Raw genomic sequence first — 15272 nt, 5'->3', positions numbered from 1 at the left:
TCTGTTTTTGAAATAAAGTTTTAGAAATGATATTGAAATCATAGAATAATAAAGCCTCCGAACTGGAGGCTTTGTATTTTCATAATTTCAGTCATTTGTTTTAGTTTTCTGTTGCTTTTCTGAAGCTCGTAATTTTGTTCACTTTTGTACTTATTTATACCGATATCCATTCATAATAATATTGTGAGGAAGCTAGATGGATAAAGAACTACTAGAAGTATGGAAGTTAGTCTTAAGTCTTATACATATGGATGGCGTCGTCTCTTCATCAGAAGAGAAGTGGTTTAAGAAAAAAATAGATGAATTAAACTCTCATAAGCTTTTAAATGCGACTGAGGAAGACATTGAAGTTTTAAGACAAAGCTTTAGTCAGCCTATTGGTAACTATATTGAGGCGCTTGATTTAATTAAAACTCCTGCCAGAAAGTCTTTTGTTTTACACATGGTTCGTACAATTGGACATTTAGATAATAATTTTTGTGATAATGAGAAAAAGGTATTTAAGGATATTGAGAGTATTATCTTGGGTGATTTAAATCTTAAGGATATTGAATCTCAGAATCAAAAGATGGAGTTAGATAGTTATGAGTTTAATAACTATTATCAAATTGATGAAAGAGATTCATTCATAACTGTTTTGGCAAAAGTTGTAGCTAAATATCTATGATATTTAATTTTTTCGAAAGCTTCATTGAATTAATAAAACAATTCACACCTGAGTTTTTACATCATGATCTACTTATACTTTTGATAATAAATCTGTTTATCTCTATCTTTGTAAATTATGCAATTAAGCTAATTTCAAAATACTCAAACAAAATAACTGATAAAAAAGAGAGGGATAAGAATACACTTCTTATTGCTTATCTCTTATGCTGCTTTATATTTAGCTTCTTGTTACTTGATACAAAGAAGGGAATATACACAATTCTGATAATTTATTTGGCCTTAGCTCTCTTGTTTATCTTTATTTATATAGTTTCCCGACAGTATGAGAAGTGGGTCATACCAACTGAGTTTGATGGTGATTTAAGGCTTGTTAAGGAGCCACGATTTAAAGATTTCTCGATTCTTGCGTGTCCAAATTGTAAGACAAGAACTATCTCTTGGATACATGCGATTAAAGAGCCTCAAACTTGTGGTGTGTGTGAGAAGAAGTATAAGGGGATGGTTCCTGTTAGACTTGATAGAGCTTTATTGATTGTTGCGTTTTTGTTACTGGGCTTAGGAATATATCTTTTCACTGTACCTTGTCTGTCTAAAGTTATTTCAGCTTTAATTATGTGTAGTGGTTTTGTTGCACATATGATTTATCGAATTATTCCTAAGGGGTTAGATGAAGTTAAAGATGATTCAGTATAAGCGTACATGGTATATGAGTTCCTGGTGCTTTTCCTTTACGCTTGGTCAACGAAAAGTGACCTGGAACCAAAATCATCATAAAGATGGTGGTGTATGTACTGCTCTTGGTGGGGGAAGGTAATGATATACAAGACCACAAAAATTGAATATTTTAGAGATCGTTTTCTATTCCCCATTTTATTTACTTTGGCTCCTTTAGGTATGGTACTGGTTGCAGTCTATTTTGGGTTAAAAGAGGAACGTTTAAAAGATCTCTTTGGTTTTATTATTATTGGGATTGTGATCGAACTCTTTTGCCTTTTCGTGTTTGCAAGGGCCTTGTTTTATTACAAAAAAGTTGAAGTTTCAGAGAACGGCATTGTCATAGATGGGAGGAAAATTAATTGGGATAAGGTAATTGAAATTAAGCCTCTCTTGCACCTTAGAATTAATCTAAAATACAAGGATGATAATTCAATTAAGACTATAACATTTTCTAATGATTGGAATTTCATTGAAGCTATAAAATATCCGCAGCCAACAAATAGATTTCTAGCGATAACCAAAGCATGGGAGAAATCTAAAATTGCCTAATATTTGCCAAAAAATACATCTGTATTCTAAGAAATTGCTTTTCTTGGCAGTTTCCCATTGGCAAAACTACAAGGAGTTTGAATGAAAATACTAGAAGAACAATTTATTTGTATAAACTTAGATGAGGCCGATCAACTTCCTGATGTAGCTGGAGTTTATACAATTATTTGTACAAAAGATAATAAGCATTATGTAAAAGATGTTGGGATGTCCTCAAATATAAATGAAAGAATTAGTGACCACGACAGAAGGGATTGTTGGGATAAGAATTGTAGTGGCGTCTTAAGAATTTGCTATCGTGACATGACAGGTTACACTGATGAACAAATAAGGGGATTTGAAAGCCAAATAAGAGACAAATATAACCCTCCCTGTGGTGATAAATAAATCTACAATAAGAGTTCCTAGTGCTTTTCCTTTACGCTTGGTCAACGAAAAGTGACCTGGAACCAAAATCTAATGTGGTGGTAATTAGAAATGAATGACCAGAGAGAAGTCTTTACAAAGCTCATGATACCTCTAGGTATCGTAGCAGCTTTTGCTACGTCAGTGATGTTTTTATGGGCTTATATTTATAGAAATACCTCAGATTCTCCGTTTTGGGTCTTATTTCTTATTGAAGGTTTTAGTTGGGGTTATATTTTTGTTGCCATAAAAGTTTTAAAAAGAAACGGCTGGTTTCCATTTAATAAATAGATTGTCAGCCATCGTTGGCCGGAGGGAGCAATAAGCGTTCCTGGCGCTTTTCCTTTACGTTCGGTCAACGAAAAGTGACCTGGAACCAAAATCAAAATATTTCGAGTATAAAAAAAGCCTCCGGACTGGAGGCTTTGTATTTTGCTTGGTTATTGGCAGTAGTTGTAATCGCGGAAGTAGCGAGCACAGAAGTTTTGTGGGAAGCGACAGTCATCCATATTGCTTGACCAGTAGCTTGCGCTTTGACAGTACTTTGTGTCTTGTTTTTCAACATTAACAATGAACTTTCCAGTAGCAACTTCGCGTCCATTTTTTTCTAGCTTGTACTCGATTTCATTTTCACCGTAGTAGTTAAGTAGTGGCCTTTGAAGTAGAGTGTAGATCCAAAGATTGAACTTCTTTGAACTTTCACCTTTTTCAGCATCAAATGAAGATGACTTCGATTTTTTGCGTCCCTTGTGGTCCTTGTAGTATAGAGTTACTTCATCTGCATCAACTCTTTCACCTTCGTCTAGAACAAAGCTTGAAAACTCAGATGGGCTTAAGTAATTTGCACTACAATTAACGTAGCGAATTTGGTGCTGATTTCTGTCATTACATGTTAAGCGGATACTCCCTTCAACAGGGTTGGAAGCTAGATCATTTCCAATTTGAAGTCCTGCACCGAAAGCAGGCAGAAGCATTAGTAAACTAATTAGTACTTTCATTATAAACTCCTTTTTATAATCCTATTAATGATATTAAGGAGTTTTAGTTTATGCAATTTTATCTAGCTTAAAGATAGAACTTGTAAGTTTATGGCCTAAAGCTCACGCGCTTTAAGTTTAGCGTAATTGTAGATCAATTCACGCCAGTTTTGCATTAGGGCAGGGGCCGTAAGCTTAACAAGTTTAGGATCACTTGGAATATAATCGTAAAGAAAGTATTCCATGGCAAATTGGATTGTTTGCATACCGATATATAACTCAGTAAAGAAGTCGATATCACCCTTTTGATAATAGGCGATAAGCTCTGCAACGTCTTGGTGGTATTCACATGAACCGCATCCGCTACACATTCCGTAGTTTTCAACAAAGGCCAGGTGCTGCTGAGTTTGAGTTGCAATAACTTGCTCCCTCTCATCTGCGTCTGCACTAAAGCTCTCAACTAATTCAAGTGCACGTTCCGGATACTGATTGATGGCCATGAAAATGCGTTCATAGAATGTAGCGTATAGGGAAGTAAAAATTGAGTCTTCAATTAGGTAGTAGAAGAAGTCTTCTGTAGATTTTGTTCCTGCTTTTAAGTTTTCATAACTAGCAAGGGCCATCTTAAGAGGTGCATCTTCAAACTCTTCTAATTCAAAGAAGATTTTTGCAAGCTCCTGTTTGCCAAGATCGAATTCACTCTTTTGCTTAAATTTTGAAAACATGAACGCCTCCACATAAGTTCTTGTTCTAGATTTTATCAAATTAAATTAAATCAAGAACTTAGTGGAGTGAGTGGCAGAAAGTGCCAGTCTTATGGGCAAGGTATAGTAAACACCTTGTGTATTTCCTCAATGCGATTCAGAGTGTCGCTATCAAGAGTCACTTCACTTGTGGCAAGGTTCTCTCTTAATTGCTCCATTGTCGTAGCACCGATGATATTTGATGTATTAAATTCACGCTTGTTCACAAAAGCTAGTGCAAGAGTTGCAGGTGAGAGTCCAACATCGTTAGCAAGTTCGACATAAGCTCTGATTGCATTTTGTGCATGTTCTGAAGAGTAGCGAGTGAAGTATTCACCGTATTTAGTTAGGCGAGAGTTTGCAGGTCTCTTTCCATCTAGATACTTTCCAGAGAGCGCGCCAAAAGCAAGAGGTGAATAAGCAAGTAATCCAACCTTCTCACGAATTGCCATTTCTGCAAGACCAACTTCAAATGAGCGATTAAGTAGAGAGTATGGATTTTGAATTGAAACTGGGCGTGCAATATTTGTTTCTTTGGCCGCTTCAAGATACTTCATAACTCCCCATGGTGATTCATTTGATAATCCCCAGTGAAGAATCTTTCCTTCTTTGATAAGCTCATCCATGGCCTCGACTCTTTCATTGAAGCTCACTTCAATCTCAGGAGTGATATGCTCGTAATTTAGACGGCCAAAGAAATTTGTCACACGCGATGGCCAGTGAATTTGGTAGAGGTCTAGATATTCTGTATTAAGTCTTTTTAGAGAGGCCTCGCAAGCTGTTTTAATATCACTTTTTGAAAAGGCGATCTTTCTAATGTCACTATTTCTAATGTAGCTATCCATTGATCCAGGGCCAGCAACTTTAGAAGCAAGAATAAACTTGTCTCTGTGAGTTTGCATCTTATCCCATTTGCCAATGAATTGTTCTGTCTTTGTGTATGTACTTTGTTGACCAGGAACTGGATACATTTCTGCTGTATCAATAAAGTTAACTCCATAGTCGAGCGCTAGATCAAGTTGTTCATGGGCCTCTTCAATGGTATTTTGTTCACCCCATGTCATTGTTCCAAGACAAATCTCACTAACTTTTATATCTGTATTTCCAAGTTGATTAAATTTCATAATCCCTCATTTATATTTATTATTGCTGCTTTACCATTTCTTCTAATGGAAGCTGTGTTTGTTTCTTGATGTAATTTACTAGAGTAAAAATAATAATGACTGTTACTATTAAAGTTGGCACAGAGATTACTGGAAAGCTAAGAGCTGTCATTCTTCCCAAGCTTTCATTAAACTCAACTGTACCTGGTGCTCCTTTAAGGACGATGGCCGCAAGAACATAATTTAAAAATGCTGACAGAAAGAATGTTGAAGAAAAGTAGAATCCTGCAATGTGAATCTTTTGTTTGAAGTCGTCGTGTAATCCTCTTGCTTCAAAGGCCATGTGGATTTTTTCCATATCAAAAATTTGTTCAAATAAAGTTCTAATAAGTGGCTTCTTTGTGAATTGAGAAGCAAGTACAAAAAGACCAATTACAAGTGGAACAGCAGTTTCTTTTACAATCATCCATGTGCGATCTAATTCCAATAAACCGATTCCTCCTGTTAGGAGAACACTCACAAGACCAATGGCCGCAATCCAGTTAAACTTTCTTTTAGAGATAAAGTCCCATGCTCCATATAAAAGAGGAAAGGCAAGGGCGATGATAAGAGCATTTACTTGGCCTAGTTTTTCAGGCCCTGAAAATTTTGTAAGTATCACCGATGGAATAACAACATTACAGAGAATGTTGATGAACGGGTTTTCATTTTTATTTTGAACGTTATTCGTTTCAGTCGAATCTGACATTTATAATCCTTTTATAATTTGCCCTTCATAATACCTAAATCAATAAAGTAGGAAAAGGTTTAAAAGACCAATGTGAAAAGTCGGGTATTGTAACAACTTCTTACACCCTGTAATCTGAACTTGTCTTAAGAAAATTAAAATGAAATCATTTTTTTTACCGAATTACTTTTGATCACGGATGAACATAAGGATAACTCATGAAAAAATTATTTCTTGCACTTGGTATGACATGTGCGCTGAGCGCTTCAGCTCAAAACTTCAATGGTTACATTGTAAAACTAAAGCCAGGTTTCGAGTCTCTTGTTAACACGAATATGGCAGATGCTCAGGTTAGAAAACTAAGCTTTGGTACTTTTGCTGTTGTTAAGCAAAATTTTGAAGGCCTTGTTCAAGACCCAGCAGTTGAGTATGTTGAGAAGAACTGGATCATTAACTTAAATGATTTTTCAGCTCCTCAACATGATGATGCTTCATTAACAGAAAATCGCGATGAGCAATTTTCTAAGCAATGGGGATTAATGAATGACGGACGCAACTCTAGTGGTTGGTTCTCAAGAGGAAAAGCTGGTGAAGACATCAATGCAACTGCTGCATGGAATGTTGAAACAGGTGATCGCGATCTAGTTGTTGCAGTTATTGATACAGGTGTTGATTATACTCACGCTGATCTAAAAGCTAACACTTGGAAGAATGAAGGTGAAATCGCTGGAAACGGAATTGATGATGATGGAAACGGATTTGTTGATGATGTTTATGGATACGATTTTGCAAATAAAGACGGTGATCCAATGGACGGTCACTCTCATGGTACTCACTGTGCTGGTGTAATTGGTGCTCGTCACAATGGAACTGGTATCATGGGTGTTATGGCAAATGTTAAAATTATGTCGATTAAATTCCTAAGTGACAGTGGTTCAGGGGAAACAATTGATGCAATCTCTTCAATTGACTACGCTGTTGCAAATGGTGCAAAAATTCTTTCAAACTCTTGGGGTGGAGGAGAGTACTCTGAAGCACTTAAAGAGTCGATTCAAAATGCACGTGATAAAGGTGTTCTTTTCGTAGCTGCTGCTGGTAACTCTTCAGCTGACAACGATGCAAGACCAACTTACCCAGCAAATTACGATGTTGAAAACGTAATCACTGTTGGTGCAATGGATGGTAAAGGTAACCGCTCATCTTTTTCTAACTACGGACAAGATACAGTTCACGTATTTGCACCAGGTTCAAATATTCTTTCAACTGTACCAGGTGATCGTTATAAGAAGATGTCTGGAACTTCAATGGCAACGCCAATGGTTTCTGGGGTACTTGGACTTCTACTATCAAAAGAAGAAGGGCTAACTTTCTCTCAAATTAAAGAAAGAATTTATTCAACTTCAGTACCAAATGCAGGACTTATCACAAAAGCTAAGTCTGGACGTATTGAAGCTTATCGCCTACTTAACAATATCCAAAACTAGTGATATATAAAGAGGGGAGTCGTCGTATTAGCGACTCCCTTTTTTATTTATGAAAATCAAACTACCAGAATTCCTTATTCGAAAATTAAAAATGACTCCTTATCATAAATTAGGTGGCGCCGAGGGCGTTCAAGAACTTGTTAATAACTTCTATGAGATCATGGATACTGACCCAAAGGCTTCCAAGTGTCGCGCTATTCACGCAAGCTCACTTGAAAGTGCTAATAAGAAACTTTTTATGTTTCTATCTGGCTGGTTAGGTGGCCCTAGTCTTTATATTGAAAAGTACGGCCATCCTCGTATGAGAAAGCGTCATTTTCCATTTAAGATTGGTTTTGCTGAGCGAGATGAGTGGCTCTATTGCATGAGAAAGGCCATGGATCATAAGAATTTAAAGCCTGAGTTTGATAAAGAACTCTGGGGTGCTTTCGAAAGATTCGCCGAGCATATGAGAAACCAAGACTTTTAGATCTTCGATTTCTATTCCGCAAAAAACTTCGTAATTTAATTCATTAAGTAGCTCAAGGCAGCGCTCAAAGTGAGTTTTAAATGCACTTTCTTGCTTCATTTCTAATTTTAATAGCCCTGCTGCTATTTTAATGATGGCCTTAAATAAAATGGCAAAGTCATCAGTTCGATTATGCTCATTCCATAAGGATTCTAAGTAGGCATGGGCCTCCCAGAAATATCCTTGGTTTACCAAATCAATGGCATACAGATAATCTTCACTATCTTTAAAAGCTTCACTAGATTTTAGGCGAGCTGTTTGAGGCTCGCCGCTTTCTTCCATATGGCCACCAGACTTCAAGGGATGTGGATTCACTCCCGGTCGAAATTTATATGGTGGTAGTGCTCGAGTGGAATATCTTATGAAAGTCTCCAATCAAAGTCGTACAGAAGTTTTCCTTCATCAATATGAACTTGAGAAACTATCTTTGACCAAACTTTTTCATTTGGATCCCACTGGAATCTTGCACGAGCAACCTTGTGCTTGATCGTATTGAATTTTTCAACTTCTTGACGATTCTTCCAATTCGGCGCCTTAAGTTCCGCTACGATTCTAACTTTAGGTGCACTAGCAAGCTTTGCCATACGTGCATAATCGTAGTGAGAAGCAATCTTTAGCATCGCTAGAACATCAGTTACGGCGCGGTGAGGGAATGGATTAATAAATCCATGTGAGTGCTCAAGAAGCGCCATTGATTTATGAGTAATTTTTCTTGGGTACTCAACGTCTTCTTGAGTATCAATCCAAACTTTATTTGGCATCTCAATACCATGTCTTTTAAACATGGCCGTAAGCATTGGCTTGTCATACTTAGCACCATTATGGGCCATCATATAGTCGGCCTTCTTCATCAGAAGTGCGATTCTTTCAAGGGCCATCTTGATTTCATCACCCTTGCGGCCCCATTCAGCAAGTAATTGCTCATCAATGCCAGTTAGCTCAATGACTTCTTCTGTAAGCTTTAGACGGTCTTTCTCGTCAATTAGTTCTGAGAAAATTCTTACTGGAGAGTTGATGCGTGTATCCCAAAGGACTGCTCCAATTTCCGTAACGCGGTCAACTTCAAGGTTTACACCTTTTTGCGTTAGATTTTCGTTAATACCTTCTAAATCAACTCCAAGAATGAGCATTTGACGTCCTTTTGTTGGTCTTGCTGTGTGCCATAAGATTAATTGACAATATTCTGACTTATTTAGGACAATTATTAACGATACGTTTAATATTGTAAATGCTGGGATTACTTAGATTTAATGAAACCTTATATTGTACTTATATTCACGGCGTTAATTGTTGCCTTCTTTTCAGGAAGTTTTGTTTTAAAAACTTTCGCTCCTCGATTTGCTAGTCAGTATCAAATTGATGAGATCAATGAGCTAAAAGTTAAGATGCAAACTACAATTACACCATACGCCATCGTTAACTTCTCATCATTGTATTACTCAGATGAGCAGTTCCAGCTACTTAATCCTTCACTTGCTATTGAAGAATTTGATGCATCTCTACTTTCAAGTTCAAAAGGTTGTTCAAATATCGAGATTCTTCAATCTCAGCTTACGGGAACACGTAAAAAAGGTGTCTGGGAACAAATCCGCTGTGGAAGAATTCGAAATATTCCTAACTGGTTTGTGAAATCTCCACCTTATATTCATGAATCTGGTGTTAGTTACGCATACCTCTTGTTTCAATATCAATTGGCCACAGGCCAGGCGTCACAGACGTCATGGGTAAGGCGTAGACTTTCTTACTTCCATGTTTCAGAACTTGCACAACTTCAACGTGAAATCGGGCCACTTGGTGGAATCTACGGTCTACTTGCAAGTCTTTCTCAGGAAACTCTACAAGATATTATTAATGAGGAAGGAACTATTCTAGCAAAGAACTTTTTATTGGCACGAATAAAGTATCCACGCCAATACAATGTTCTCGAGTATCGCTTTTACTCAAATGATTCCATTGAAAGATTTCTCGATCAAACGCCTTATCAAATATCAAGAGCACGTGCAGGTAAGTGGTGTGTCTACAACGACGGTCCAATTTGTTGGCGACAGAACACAAGACATCTCTTACAGACTGTCTCTACTTCGACTTTGACATCATTTACCGGGATCATGGTTATCTTCTTCATTATTCTTTGGCTACTATTCAGTAAGATCAAGGATGATAAGGTTGAGGAGAGTCGTAAGAAAATGGCACTTCAAGTTTTGACACACGAGTTTAGAACTCCTGTTAGTTCTCTTCTTTTAATTGTTGAGAAGATGAACCGCTCTATTGATAAATTGGATGAAGAACAGCAAGAAGATCTTCTTCGAATTGCTGGAGAAGTATATCGCCTTCAACGTCTAACAGAAAAGTCTAAGCACTACCTGCAAGGCTCTAATGCCTCAGGGATGTTAACTTTTAGTTATGAAAAGCTAGAGCACTTAGAAGATCTTATCTATGATACAATTATTCCTATTAAGGAAACTTATGATAAGGAAATAGAATTATCGATTGATGTGAAAGATACGATCTTTGTCGATTATTATTGGTTTCAAATTCTCATTAAAAATCTCGTTGAGAACTCTTTTATTCATGGTGCGCCAGAGCACTATTTAAAGATTTATGAAAAAGATAAATTCTTTGTTGTTGAAGTCGGTGATGGTGGAGAGATTACAAGAGACCTTGATACTCTAACAAGTGAGTTTGTTAAAGGTTCTAAAAGTTCAGGTACAGGCTTAGGTTTAAATATTATTAAAAATATAGTTGATGAATGGGGTGGAAAAATTGAGTTGGTTAAGAAGCCGACGAAGTTTATTATCACGCTACCTAAAAGGAAGTAATTATGGATAAGATTCTATTAGTTGAAGATGATGTTTCACTAGGTAAGGGAATTCTTGATTTTCTTAAAATGGAAGGCTTTGATACGACGTGGGCACAAACTTTAGAAGAAGCAAGAAAGATTGATTTAAAAGGTTTTAATCTTATTATCCAAGATTGGATGCTTCCAGATGGCCAGGGGATTGATTTTCTAAAAGAGATTCGTTCTAACAATAATAATACACCTATGATTATTCTTACTGCTAAGACTGATCTGATTGATAAAGTTGTTGGCCTTGAGTCAGGGGCAAACGACTATATGACTAAACCATTTGAGTCTCGTGAACTACTTGCTCGTATTCGTGTGCAACTTCGTATTGGAGATCAAGGAGCTACAGCTAAGGATCTTGATACTAAAGGTGTTTTAACTCTTGGAAAACTTAAGATTGATAATGATACAAGAGAAGTTACTTGGGATGAAAACTTAGTCGAACTAACTAAAATGGAGTTTGATTTCCTAAAGCTTCTTGTGGAAAATCCAAATCGCGCTCTATCTCGTGATGAGATTTTAAATAAGGTTTGGGGTTATGAGTGTTATCCATCAACTCGTACCGTAGATACACACGTTCTTCAATTACGTCAGAAATTTAATGAAAATTTAATTGAAACGGTTCGAGGTATCGGCTATAAGCTGCGTCCACAATTTGCTCAATAAGAATAAAAAATGATTTAAGGGCCTTTCAAAGGCCCTTTTTTTTTCAAAGAATTGACATAACTCTAACGAAGATTGAATAAAGCTTGGCCATAATATAACGAAAGGTTAGTTAATATGAACAACTACTAAGGGGCCATTATGTCTAAGCGTATAACCATTCCACTTCTCTTTGCCTGCGTGGCACTTTTTTTAGCGTCATGTCAGTCGAAGCAATCGGCGAGCGATCTGCAAAAAACTCTTGAGGAAAATCCGCAGATTTTAACTGAAGTGATGAAGAAGAACCCGCAATTGTTTATGGAAACACTTCAGAAGATGGCATCTCAAATGAGAGAGAAGGCCCTTGAAGATCGCAATAAGAAAGAACAGGAAATCTTAGAGGCCGCATTTAAAGACCCTATTGAAGTCGAAAAGCATAGTGAAGATTTAATCATTGGTAATCCTAATGCGAAAGTGGTTATTTATGAATACTCTGATTTTCAGTGTCCATTCTGTTATCGTGCCCTTGAGACAGTAAAACAAGTTCTTGATGAGTATAAAGATGATGTGGCCTTTGTCTATCGCCACCTGCCAATTGATTCAATTCATCCAAATGCAAGATTGGCCGCAAAATACTATGAAGCAATTAGAATTGAATATGGCCAAAAGGCCTTCGACTTTCATGAAACAATTTTAAAGAATCAAAATAAGATTCGTCATGGTGAAAAATATTTCCTTAGTTTAATTAAAGAAATGAAATTAGATATTGGGAAAATTAAGGAATTAGTAAACTCAAAACGTGTCGAGAATAAGATTGCTGCGGACGTAGCAAGTGCAAATAAATTGGGCTTTAGTGGCACTCCTGGTTTTGTTGTGGCCGGTGTCCCTGTTAAAGGCGCATACCCATATTCTCATTTCAAAATGATCTTAGATCGTCGTTTAAATGGAAACTCTAAGGATCCTGCTAGCGAGATGGCAGCGAAGATCAAGTAAGAAATTAAATGTCCGTCAGTAGTTCAATTAATTCAGGGTAATCGATAAATGGATTTCGGTTGCCCTGATACTTCTCAACTTCATCATTTCTAAACTTCTCAAATTCATCGATAGGATCTAACTTGTCCCAAGCTCTCAAGAATGCTTCTTCACGATCATCAATTGGAAGCTCATACATTACTGCAAAGTAGAATAGCCCACGAGCGATATCACCCTTTACTTCATTAGGTGGTTCAAAAAGCGGCATATTTGGATACTTCTTATTCTTTCCAAATTTAGATTCACCACAGTCTTGAAGTTTATTGTCGTCAACTTCACCGTAGTGATATGAGGCCCTCATACTATTAACAAAAGAGTCTGTTGGGAAAAGGTGGTGCATATCCGCAACCATATCATCGTATTCGTTCTTACCGTGTTCAACAGTTTCACCATAGTCAAAGAATCGAGACTTCGGCCATGTATGCTCAGTGTTGATGATATTACCATCAGGTAGGTTTTCAGAGTCTAATTGAATATCGACATTATTTTCGTACTCATTTCCGCAGTAAAGGTCTTTTAGAAACTTATTATCGGATCCAGATTTATTATAGGCGTAGATATTATTAAAAAGGTAAAGACGTGCTTCTTTATAATAAAGAGTTCTCTTTCCTTTTTTCATCAAATCAGAAAGACGCTTTCTGAATTTTGCTTGATCGATTTGTGTTTTCGTATCACCGTGGCCTTTGAGGTTTATTGCCTGGGCCATAGTGAGTGATGTTGCTAAAATTATTAGAGTGGTACGTAACATAATTAGCTTTTACGGTAATTTATGAACAGATGGTAGGAGATTGTAGAATTTACCCGAAATATAGTCCCAATAAAAAAACAGGACCTCGGTGAGGTCCTGCCAATTTAAAAATCAAGCTCGTTATTTTAGCTACTTAGGGGACGACTAAGCGGCCTTATTATACTCTTCGTAATCGTTATCACTATCCATATTTTCTTCATCTACACTTTGTCTAAGGCTTGTTAAAAGCTTCTCTAATTGAAGTCTTTCGCTAACTCCAAGCTCAACAAATTGTACCCCCATTCCTTCTGGGTAGCGTCCAACAGCATTCGATTTTCTAACGACCTTGGCCTTTAGTTCTAAATCTGTTCCGATATTAAAAGTAAAAGTGTCTCCACAATTGAAGATATCTTTTTGAGTTGGCGTATTATACGAAATATAAGCACCTGTTCTTGAGATATCAAAAGTTTCTCCAAGATTAATTGGAATATCAGTTGATGATACCTTTGTTGGTAGTGGTGCTTGGTAACGAATTGCTGTTTTCCACCACTGAGCAGCAGGAGAATTAATAACATTCGTTTCATGACTAAGAATAAAATATGAAGTCATTAGGATATATGCAAAAGTTGATAGAATAACTGAAGCTGCTTCAAAGTCATTTCCATAAACTAGGACAATCGAGTTATTTAAACAAACAAAGCCAATCGATAATGGAAAGCTCCACTTGATGTCATCTTGCGCTGTAAATGAAAAGTACGCATTTAGAAAACAAGAGGCCATAACCATAAAGTTAAAGACTGTCATTTTCGACCAGATGGCACCAATATCAGTTGCACCATGACCATAAAGGAACATGACCTGAATTGGGATACTAACTGCAATTGCAATAAATACAAATGCATAAATATTAAAGATTAATGGCTTGATCTTCATTGATGACTCCTTGTGTGTCATTTTGAGTAAAGTGATAACAATAACTATTTACGCGATTAATATAATTCTTTGCTTCTTGTAGGCGATCAGAGTTACGCCAATTTGTTTCTAATTTGATTAGTTGTGACTTAACTCTAAATGGGCCAGAGTTATAGCTGGCAAGAATTAGGTCTGTGAAAAGTTGGCTTTTCTCAAATGATTTAAGGTCTTTGATTTTTGGATATGACTTTTGTACAAGATCGATATTTCCACGCCAGTACTTCTTTAAATATTCAATATACTCAAGGCCACCAATAACTGACTTCTTACGATTAAGTCGCCAGTCATTTCTTTGATTAATCTTTCCTGACCTAACCATGAATTTTACAAGTCCATATGGAAGCTTTTCAATTCTCTTATCAACCTTCCACTTATCGTATTTCTTAACAACGTGCTGGCTTGCTGCATCTGTTACTTGTGTAAGCCCAATTGCTTTTGCAGAACTTACTGAACGATAGTTAAACCCTGATTCTTGGGCAATAATTCCAAGTAGCATTGAAGGGTTTGTATGAACTTTTTTAGCTTCATTTTTTACAAGATCAATGAAGCTATCCTTAACATTGAATGGATCTGTTGTTGTAATTGTTGTGTTGTTATTTGCTGTTGTAAATTGCTTACATGATGGTTCTTCATAACGGTATAGAGAGCGAATTTCTCCACGATATTGGTAACCAATTTTAATATCGGTTTCAAGTCTTGCTGGAAGACTCAGGCGATTGATTTTATAGATGATATTTTGATCGTCTTCATAGATAACTTTATTATTATTTTTAAAGCTTGAAGTAATATTTCTTCCATTCCAAAAGATAACGATATTTTCTGGATTCAATTTTCCACGAGTAGAATTTATCTTAATATAAAGATCATAAACAGCATGACGATTTTGTTTTTTAGGAAAGAACTCAATTCCAATTGTACTTGTTCCAACATTATCAAAATTTAAATGGTTATCTAAGATATTAGTAAAGGCCTCGAGATTTTCGAATGTATCCCCATCATTAATTATTGAAAGAGTGTCACTTCCGAATGGGTTCATTGGCCCAGCACATGAAGTGAACAGGAGAGTCGCTCCAAAAAAGAGTGCCGAAAAGCTTGCTCTTAACAAGACTCTGACAATGTGCTGACGAAATGTTGGTTTAAGTGCCATGTTCATTGACACTATTATGACAATT

19 protein-coding genes are annotated in these 15272 nt (G+C 36.6%); 10 read left to right on the top strand and 9 right to left on the bottom strand.

Features of this window, described 5'->3' with window-relative positions:
* Nucleotides 1–196 precede the first annotated feature (196 nt).
* The 5 genes from ABMA70_RS03070 (at nucleotide 197) to ABMA70_RS03050 (ending at nucleotide 2631) form a co-directional block, all read left to right on the top strand.
* Nucleotides 197–667: a hypothetical protein gene (locus ABMA70_RS03070; RefSeq protein ID WP_103217506.1), complete on the top strand. Its 471-nt coding sequence runs from the start codon at nucleotides 197–199 to the stop codon at nucleotides 665–667.
* Between the two features lie 80 nt (nucleotides 668–747).
* Entirely contained in the window at nucleotides 748–1362 is a 615-nt protein-coding gene (locus ABMA70_RS03065) for a hypothetical protein (protein ID WP_392991619.1), read from the top strand.
* Nucleotides 1363–1482: 120 nt separating this feature from the next.
* Nucleotides 1483–1935, top strand: a complete 453-nt coding sequence (locus ABMA70_RS03060; RefSeq protein ID WP_392991621.1) for a hypothetical protein — start codon at nucleotides 1483–1485, stop codon at nucleotides 1933–1935.
* 81 nt (nucleotides 1936–2016) lie between these two features.
* The gene (locus ABMA70_RS03055; protein ID WP_103217503.1) at nucleotides 2017–2322 is read left to right on the top strand and encodes a GIY-YIG nuclease family protein; all 306 of its coding nucleotides are present in this window, start codon (nucleotides 2017–2019) and stop codon (nucleotides 2320–2322) included.
* Between the two features lie 90 nt (nucleotides 2323–2412).
* Entirely contained in the window at nucleotides 2413–2631 is a 219-nt protein-coding gene (locus ABMA70_RS03050) for a hypothetical protein (RefSeq protein ID WP_103217502.1), read from the top strand.
* Nucleotides 2632–2780: 149 nt separating this feature from the next.
* On the opposite strand, the gene ABMA70_RS03045 is transcribed toward ABMA70_RS03050, so the two are convergent.
* From ABMA70_RS03045 to ABMA70_RS03030, 4 genes are all read right to left on the bottom strand, one after another.
* The gene (locus ABMA70_RS03045; protein WP_103217501.1) at nucleotides 2781–3338 is read right to left on the bottom strand and encodes a hypothetical protein; all 558 of its coding nucleotides are present in this window, start codon (nucleotides 3336–3338) and stop codon (nucleotides 2781–2783) included.
* A 95-nt stretch (nucleotides 3339–3433) separates the two neighbouring features.
* Nucleotides 3434–4042, bottom strand: a complete 609-nt coding sequence (locus ABMA70_RS03040; RefSeq protein ID WP_392991623.1) for a hypothetical protein — start codon at nucleotides 4040–4042, stop codon at nucleotides 3434–3436.
* An 89-nt stretch (nucleotides 4043–4131) separates the two neighbouring features.
* Nucleotides 4132–5184, bottom strand: coding sequence for an aldo/keto reductase (locus ABMA70_RS03035; RefSeq protein WP_392991625.1), 1053 nt, complete (start codon nucleotides 5182–5184; stop codon nucleotides 4132–4134).
* A 19-nt stretch (nucleotides 5185–5203) separates the two neighbouring features.
* The gene (locus ABMA70_RS03030; protein WP_392991627.1) at nucleotides 5204–5911 is read right to left on the bottom strand and encodes a VC0807 family protein; all 708 of its coding nucleotides are present in this window, start codon (nucleotides 5909–5911) and stop codon (nucleotides 5204–5206) included.
* 197 nt (nucleotides 5912–6108) lie between these two features.
* Between ABMA70_RS03030 and ABMA70_RS03025 the strand changes: the two genes are divergently transcribed.
* Together ABMA70_RS03025 and ABMA70_RS03020 are read left to right on the top strand one after the other, a co-directional pair.
* Nucleotides 6109–7374 carry a S8 family peptidase gene (locus ABMA70_RS03025; protein ID WP_392991629.1) on the top strand — a complete coding sequence of 422 codons (1266 nt, stop codon included), beginning with the start codon at nucleotides 6109–6111 and terminating at the stop codon, nucleotides 7372–7374.
* 49 nt (nucleotides 7375–7423) lie between these two features.
* A complete protein-coding gene (locus ABMA70_RS03020; RefSeq protein ID WP_392991631.1) occupies nucleotides 7424–7843 on the top strand; it encodes a group II truncated hemoglobin in 420 nt (139 codons plus the stop codon).
* On the opposite strand, the gene ABMA70_RS03015 is transcribed toward ABMA70_RS03020, so the two are convergent.
* Both ABMA70_RS03015 and ABMA70_RS03010 read right to left on the bottom strand, forming a co-directional pair.
* Nucleotides 7766–8164 (bottom strand): DUF309 domain-containing protein, encoded by a 399-nt coding sequence (locus tag ABMA70_RS03015; protein ID WP_392991633.1) that lies wholly within the window; start codon nucleotides 8162–8164, stop codon nucleotides 7766–7768. The two genes, ABMA70_RS03020 and ABMA70_RS03015, sit on opposite strands and share 78 nt — an antisense overlap.
* Before the next feature lie 77 nt (nucleotides 8165–8241).
* The gene (locus tag ABMA70_RS03010; RefSeq protein ID WP_103217495.1) at nucleotides 8242–9012 is read right to left on the bottom strand and encodes a 3'-5' exonuclease; all 771 of its coding nucleotides are present in this window, start codon (nucleotides 9010–9012) and stop codon (nucleotides 8242–8244) included.
* A gap of 120 nt (nucleotides 9013–9132) precedes the next feature.
* On the opposite strand from ABMA70_RS03010, the gene ABMA70_RS03005 reads away from it, so the two are divergent.
* The 3 genes from ABMA70_RS03005 to ABMA70_RS02995 all read left to right on the top strand — a co-directional run bounded on the left by ABMA70_RS03005 (nucleotide 9133) and on the right by ABMA70_RS02995 (nucleotide 12362).
* Entirely contained in the window at nucleotides 9133–10701 is a 1569-nt protein-coding gene (locus ABMA70_RS03005) for a sensor histidine kinase KdpD (protein WP_103217494.1), read from the top strand.
* Nucleotides 10702–10703: 2 nt separating this feature from the next.
* Nucleotides 10704–11393 carry a response regulator transcription factor gene (locus tag ABMA70_RS03000; RefSeq protein ID WP_392991636.1) on the top strand — a complete coding sequence of 230 codons (690 nt, stop codon included), beginning with the start codon at nucleotides 10704–10706 and terminating at the stop codon, nucleotides 11391–11393.
* A 138-nt stretch (nucleotides 11394–11531) separates the two neighbouring features.
* Complete coding sequence (locus ABMA70_RS02995; RefSeq protein WP_103217492.1) at nucleotides 11532–12362, top strand: thioredoxin domain-containing protein; 831 nt, start codon at nucleotides 11532–11534, stop codon at nucleotides 12360–12362.
* A gap of 4 nt (nucleotides 12363–12366) precedes the next feature.
* On the opposite strand, the gene ABMA70_RS02990 is transcribed toward ABMA70_RS02995, so the two are convergent.
* The 3 genes from ABMA70_RS02990 to ABMA70_RS02980 all read right to left on the bottom strand — a co-directional run bounded on the left by ABMA70_RS02990 (nucleotide 12367) and on the right by ABMA70_RS02980 (nucleotide 15253).
* Complete coding sequence (locus ABMA70_RS02990; protein WP_158246836.1) at nucleotides 12367–13107, bottom strand: endonuclease; 741 nt, start codon at nucleotides 13105–13107, stop codon at nucleotides 12367–12369.
* A gap of 186 nt (nucleotides 13108–13293) precedes the next feature.
* A complete protein-coding gene (locus tag ABMA70_RS02985) occupies nucleotides 13294–14061 on the bottom strand; it encodes a PilZ domain-containing protein (RefSeq protein ID WP_158246835.1) in 768 nt (255 codons plus the stop codon).
* Nucleotides 14036–15253, bottom strand: coding sequence for a transglycosylase SLT domain-containing protein (locus ABMA70_RS02980; RefSeq protein ID WP_103217489.1), 1218 nt, complete (start codon nucleotides 15251–15253; stop codon nucleotides 14036–14038). Before ABMA70_RS02980 ends, ABMA70_RS02985 begins: the two co-directional genes overlap by 26 nt.
* Nucleotides 15254–15272 lie beyond the last annotated feature (19 nt).

It is taken from the genome of Halobacteriovorax sp. XZX-3, from assembly GCF_043196495.1.
In the GTDB taxonomy this organism is placed as follows: Bacteria; Bdellovibrionota; Bacteriovoracia; order Bacteriovoracales; family Bacteriovoracaceae; genus Halobacteriovorax_A.
Note: the sequence above shows the minus strand (reverse complement) of the source record. Positions and strands in the feature narration are given on the sequence as shown.